The 6,617-nt window shown below is 34.2% G+C and carries 5 protein-coding genes; 4 read left to right on the top strand and 1 reads right to left on the bottom strand.

The window, feature by feature from the left end; all coding sequences use genetic code 11:
- Positions 1-454: 454 nt before the first annotated feature.
- Positions 455-1,945 carry a response regulator gene (locus BM227_RS08115; RefSeq protein ID WP_092912823.1) on the bottom strand — a complete coding sequence of 497 codons (1,491 nt, stop codon included), beginning with the start codon at positions 1,943-1,945 and terminating at the stop codon, positions 455-457.
- 101 nt (positions 1,946-2,046) lie between these two features.
- On the opposite strand from BM227_RS08115, the gene mnmG reads away from it, so the two are divergent.
- The 4 genes from mnmG (at position 2,047) to BM227_RS08095 (ending at position 6,617) form a co-directional block, all read left to right on the top strand.
- A complete protein-coding gene (gene mnmG, locus BM227_RS08110; RefSeq protein ID WP_092912821.1) occupies positions 2,047-3,921 on the top strand; it encodes a tRNA uridine-5-carboxymethylaminomethyl(34) synthesis enzyme MnmG in 1,875 nt (624 codons plus the stop codon).
- On the top strand, positions 3,918-4,796 hold the full coding sequence (locus BM227_RS08105) for a hypothetical protein (protein ID WP_092912819.1): 879 nt from the start codon (positions 3,918-3,920) through the stop codon (positions 4,794-4,796). Before mnmG ends, BM227_RS08105 begins: the two co-directional genes overlap by 4 nt.
- A gap of 69 nt (positions 4,797-4,865) precedes the next feature.
- Complete coding sequence (gene petA, locus BM227_RS08100) at positions 4,866-5,390, top strand: ubiquinol-cytochrome c reductase iron-sulfur subunit (protein ID WP_092912817.1); 525 nt, start codon at positions 4,866-4,868, stop codon at positions 5,388-5,390.
- 12 nt (positions 5,391-5,402) lie between these two features.
- Positions 5,403-6,617 carry a cytochrome b gene (locus tag BM227_RS08095; protein ID WP_092912816.1) on the top strand — a complete coding sequence of 405 codons (1,215 nt, stop codon included), beginning with the start codon at positions 5,403-5,405 and terminating at the stop codon, positions 6,615-6,617.

Genomic DNA, 6,617 nt, shown 5'->3' with positions numbered 1-6,617 from the left:
AGCACTCATTATTACGGCAAGAAAACTATTGCAGATTATCTATGCAATCTATGTGCATAATACACCTTATGATCCTAAGAGAGTATTTGTTGCACAACCAACAAAATAGATAGCACTTCCTCTTGATTGTATTTGTGCCATTGACAATGAATTGTTAAAGAGCTAACACAACAACAAAAATCAAACTATATCGGCTCTATTAAACTACAAGCCGATACCTTGTTAGTGTTATTGATGAAACTTATGTTTCATCATCAAAACACTTCGCAGTTTTGAAGTGTTTTAAAAATGAAACAAAAAGGTATGTTTTTTTTTAAAATTTCAGCCGTTTAAGTTGTTTCTTATAAAACGGCTTAATTGTTTATAGACTACTTTATTTTATAAAAAAAACTTCCTCAATATCTTCTATTACAAGGTAATATTATAATACAAAAGATGTCATATTTGTGTAATATTAATTATCTATAAGTTGCTTAATCTGTTTTTCTAAATTGCTTTTTTGTGTGGTTTTTTTTAAAATTGCAGAGATATTAAACTGTTTTGCTAGTGATAGTTGGTAATGATTGACTTTTTTTGAGAAGAATACAATATTAAGGTCAGGTAGTTTCTCTCTTGCATAACTCAGTAACTGTTCTAGATTTATTCTTTTTATTTCAGGGTTAACTATAAAGAAGTTAGGATTGTTTTTCTTAATATTTTTTATTGCTTCACCTGGTTGTGTAGTTGTAATTATAGATGTATCTCTGTCCATATTGCATACAATCTCTTTTGTTATATTTAAAAATTCAAGATCTTCATCTAGACAGAGAATAATATTTTTTTTCTGACTTTCCAAATATTTCAATAAATCCATTAAACTTTTATTTTTTTGAGATAATTTTTTTTCATCTAAAGTTTTAATATAGTACTTTAAAAATGTTACAGCACTGAACTCTTCAATAATTCCAGCTTGATGGAAAAATCTTTTAATAGCTTTAGATTTATTTGCTTTTTCCCATATTAATGTATCAAATTGGTAAGCAAGTACGTTTTGAATCTTTTCCAGTTTTGGTTTGTATTGTTCAATAAACTCTTGAAACTTTTCAGTAAATATTTTATAGTAGACTTTATAGAAATGGTCTACCATATTTATAAATTGTTCATTCTCCTCAGTAAGTTTTCCTACTTTGTGAATAGCATCTACCATTGTGCCTTTTAAATGTTTTATTTCATTCATTAACTCTCTATATTTATCATTTCTTCTGGACATTTTTGAAATTTGTTCATTCTTTTCACTTATTGTTGTTTCAAGTGCTTTTATTTTATTTTTAAGTCTAAAAATTTCAGCTTTGTTGAATTGCATTTTATTGTAAAGCTCTTTATACTCTGTTTGACGACTTATGAAAATTTTTTCATAAGCTTTTTGCATTATTTCTGATTCACTTTTAAAATAGAGGTAGAGAGAGTATGCATCATTAAGTTTATGTTTTGCTTCGAGTAATTCATTGTTTTCAAAACTATAGTCTATCTCAATAAGATTATTATATGCAGTTAATAAAAAACGTCTGATCCTTATGTAATCTAAACTTTTACTGTTTTGAATTAGATCACTATTAGCATCAATTTTTCTTAAAATTTCTGAAAAGTGTGTTTCAATGCAACTTTCAATGTCTATAGTTACTTTTATGGCTGCCTGATGGTTGTCGGTATCTTTTTTTTGACTATTGCCAAGAGTTTTTGCATTAGTGTTTGTATTGGTTTGATCTCTTTTGTTTATAGGAACCGTGCATAAATGAATATTATAAGCATTTCCATCAGCGGAATCAAACTCAACCTCTTGTCCAACAGCAGGCATTTCGTCATAATCATTCCACTCATCAATATTAAATTTTAATTTGTGATGATTGGGGGTTATTATTTTACCCATACCAGTTTCTGGTGAATAGACTATGATTTTACCTCTCAACCTTTAACCTTATCCTATTTTATATTTCTATTATCATATCTTTTTTAACCTCAAAAAGCTATAATCCAGCCAAAATAGATTTTAGTGTGTTAGGAAGCAATATGAGTACATATGATGTTATTGTTGTAGGTGGTGGGCATGCAGGAATTGAAGCAGCTCTTGCACCTGCTCGCATGGGTATGAAAACATTGATGATTACAATTTTAGCTGAACAGATAGGAGCAGCTAGTTGTAATCCGGCAATTGGAGGACTTGCAAAAGGGCATCTTGTAAAAGAGTTAGATGCTCTGGGTGGTGAGATGGGTCTTTTGACAGATAAAGCAGGGTTGCAGTTTAGAATTTTGAATGAGACAAAAGGTCCAGCTGTACGTGGAAGCCGTGCTCAAATCGATATGGACCGTTATCGTATAGAAGCACGAACAGTTTGTCTTGGAACAGAAAACCTGGATATTTTGCAGGGGATGGTTAATGAGCTATTGGTTGAAAATGGCGAAGTTATCGGTATAAAGACAGAACTTGGAGAGACATTTCGTGCAAAGAAAGTAATTCTTACTACAGGAACTTTTTTAAATGGAGTTATTCATATTGGTGAAGTAAAAAGAGATGCAGGTCGAGCTGGTGAGTTTAGTTCAACTGCACTGGCAGAAAACCTAAAAAAGCTTGGATTGAATGTTGGTAGGCTTAAAACTGGTACCTGTGCACGAATAGATGGAACATCTATAGACTTTTCAAAGATGGAGCCACAACCTGGTGATGAACCTCCAAAACCTTTTAGTTTTCGCACTTCTAGAGAAAATTTTAATCCTAAACAGTTGCCTTGTTATATAGCTTATACAAATGAGAGAACCCATTCGATTATAGAAGGAAACTTTCATAGAGCACCACTCTTTTCAGGACAGATTGAGGGTGTGGGTCCAAGGTATTGTCCAAGTATTGAGGATAAGATAAACCGTTTTAGAGACAAAGAGCGTCACCATCTTTTTATAGAGCCTCAAACACTTGAAGCTACAGAGTATTACATAAACGGTATGAGTACGTCACTGCCTGTTGATGTGCAGTTAGAGATGATAAGAAGTGTAGAAGGTTTGGAAAATGCAAAGATTGTTCGTTACGGTTATGCCATAGAGTATGATTATGTTGATCCAACAGAGCTAAAGCACACATTGGAGACTAAAAAGGTTAAAAACCTCTACTTAGCCGGCCAAATAAACGGAACTACTGGTTATGAAGAAGCAGCTGCACAAGGGTTGATGGCTGGGATCAATGCAGCATTGGCAGTTTTAGGGAAAGAGCCATTTATACTTGGAAGAGATGAGGCTTATATAGGTGTTTTAATAGATGATTTAGTTACAAAGGGAACAAAAGAGCCTTACCGTATGTTTACTTCTCGTGCAGAGTACAGACTTATGTTGCGTGAAGATAATGCTGATTTGAGATTGATGAAGTATGGGCATAAGTTTGGTTTGATTGATGAGTCTACCTATGCTAAGTTACTTAAAAAGAAAAAAATGATTGAAGATGGGGTAAAGCTTATGGAGGAGCGTTTTTTAACTCCAAGCAAAGAGGGGTTAAAACTCTTAGAAGAGCTTGGTGTTGAAAAGATTACCGACAAAACATCTTTAAAGTTAATTATAGGGCGTGCTGATTTTACAATGGATAAGCTAGGCAAGCTCATTCCAGAAGTTGCAGAGTTTCCTGATGAGGTTAAAGAGCAGTTAATGATCCATGCCAAATATGACAAATATATTGCAAAACAGAAAGAGCAGATAGATAAAATGCATGAGATGCTTGAGGTGAAGATTCCTGAAGATATGACATTTGATCATATTTCAGGCTTAAGCAACGAGATAAAAGAGAAGTTGACTCGCTTTAAACCGCCAACACTGCAAGCTGCAAGTCAAATAAGCGGAGTAACACCTGCAGCTATTGAGATTTTACACATATACATAAAAATGGCTCAAAAAGGAAAAAAATGAAAATCTATTACTATATAAATACAGGTCACCGTGTAGGACTTGACAGATTAAGACGAAGTGCACCTATTATAAATGCATTAGAAGAGATGGGTGTAGAGATTACTATGCTTACAAATGATTTTAGAGCTGGTGAGTATGCAAAAGAGCAGTTTGGAATCAAAAAGTATGTAAGTGTTGATATTGTCAGAAATATTGCGAATATAGCTACAACATCTGATGTATTGATTTTTGACTCTCAAGAGGAGAGTCGTGTAATGTGGGAAGATATGGCATCTTATTTTCATAAATTTATACGTATAAGTGATAATCCAGATGATTTTGCATCAAAGAATGAAGTATTACTCTCCAGTATGAAGGAGATAGGAGATGCCCCACAGGTTAATGTTGTTGATCCTAGATATTTTGATGAAAATGAAGAGCATAATGGAGGTATAGTCTATTTTTGGGGTGATGATGATTATGAACAAAAACTTTTAGAATTGAGTGATGCATTTGAAGGATTGGATATCACTCTGCTAGAGGGATATTACTTTTTTATGCAGTATGGAAGTGAACTTTCTAAAAAGTTTAAAACAGTAGAAGAGTCAGAAGATTATGATGAAATATTAAAAAAAGCAGATACATTTATTACTTCTTCACCGCAAAGTGCTCTTGAAGCATTAGTAGCAGGGTCAAATCCTATATATTTAAAAAAGCCTGGAGTATCAAATACATGGGATAATATGATGAAAACTTACAATATTCCAGTTGTATCAGAGTTTAATAATAAGTTAATTAAAGAGAAAATATCAGAAAAACTGATTAATAAAAATGAATTTTTGAAAAAGGAGACTTTATATAAAGTTTCTTCATATATTAAAGATAATATCAGGTAATATTCATAAGAAATTAACCTTGCAGGCTCTATAATTTGATGATTTAAAATTTCCAAAAAAGGATCAGCTATGGCAGACAGCAGCCGACGCGACTTTATGGGTAAAGTCTTTGGCGGTTGGGCGGCTCTTGGTGGTCTTGGTGCGCTTTATGCAGCCAAGAAAACTTGGGACCCCCTTCCAAGTGTAAAAGCAGCAGGATTCACAAAAGTAGACCTTTCTGCTGCAGAACCTAACGTTCTTAACGTAGAAAAATGGCGTGGAAAACCAATTTTCATTCTTAAGAAAACTCCAGAGATGGTAGCTAAACAGAGTGAAGAAGAGACAAAAAGAGATATTATTGTAGGCGAAGATCACTTCCTTGTATGTATTGGTCTTTGTACTCACCTTGGTTGTATTCCTGCATATCGTCCAGATAAACATGATTTTAAATGTGCTTGTCACGGTGGCGAATTTGATGCCAGTGGTATTAATACTGCACCTCCTCCACCAAGTCCAATGGTTATTCCACCATTTAAATTAGATGGGACAACAATTGTTCTAGGTGAAGAGGGACCTGAGTATAAAAAAATGAAAGAAGCTGGCATTATCGCCTAAAGGAGCAGGTAAATGGCACATTTTGAAAAAGCACGAAATTTGGAAGAGTGGCTCGACCAACGCCTTGCTATAAAGACGTTACGCCGAGTTTTGGCAGAAGAGTATTGGATTCCGAAAAACATAAACTTCCTCTGGGCAATGGGGATGGTTCTTGCTATTACTTTCGGAATTCTACTGGTTTCAGGTATTTTCCTGTTAATGTATTATCAGCCAAATATTGAAACAGCATTTGATAGTGTTAACTACACTATTATGAAAGAGGTTGAGTTTGGATGGCTTTGGCGACATATGCATGCTGTTGCTGCATCAGTTGTCTTTTTGATTATTTATATCCACATGTTTACCGGTATCTACTATGGCTCTTATAAAAAAGGGCGTGAAATGATCTGGATTTCCGGTATGCTTCTATTTGTTACATTCTCTGCTGAGGCATTTAGTGGTTATATGCTTCCTTGGGGACAAATGAGCTACTGGGCTGGTATGGTTATTACAAACCTATTTAGTTTAGGTTCTTTAGAGCTAAATGGATTAGTTGAGTGGATTCGTGGTGACTATGTTCCAGGTCAGGCTTTCTTGACAAGATTCTTTATGTTGCACGTTCTTCTTTTACCATTGGCAATTATGGCATTGATTGGTCTTCACTTTGGTACTCTACGTATTCCACACGTTAACAACCAAGATGGTGAAGAGATCGATTTTGATGAAGAGGCAAAAAAATATCTTGCAGGAAATACTAAAGAGTCTAAAGTTATCCGCTTTGCAAACGATTTCCTTAGTAAAGATATGTTTGTTGTTAGTATTTTCTTAATCTTCTATTTCTATTTGGTATTCTGGCACTTCAATTTTGCTATGGATCCAATTAACTTTGACCCAGCAGATGGTTTGAAAACACCTCCACACATCTACCCTGAGTGGTACTTCTTATGGAGTTATGAGATCTTACGTCCATTCCCTAAAGATCCAGGTCTTGTAGCATTTGGATTTGCACAAGTTATTTTCTTCTTGCTTCCATTCCTTGATAAGAGTCCAAATGTTGCTCCTGCAAGTAGAAGAGGAAGTTTTAAAATATGGTTCTGGGTATTACTGCTTGATATGATTGTATTGACAGTTATGGGTAAATTGCCTCCACAGGGAATTTATAGCACAATAGGTTTAATAGCGGCAGTTGTATTTATTGGTCTATGGGTAGTACTGCCAATAATTACTAAAAAAGAAAAAGCAGTGTAA

It is taken from the genome of Hydrogenimonas thermophila (assembly GCF_900115615.1).
Taxonomy (GTDB): domain Bacteria; phylum Campylobacterota; class Campylobacteria; order Campylobacterales; family Hydrogenimonadaceae; genus Hydrogenimonas; species Hydrogenimonas thermophila.
The sequence above is the reverse complement of the archived record's forward strand: the minus strand, read 5'-3'. Positions and strand labels throughout refer to the sequence as shown.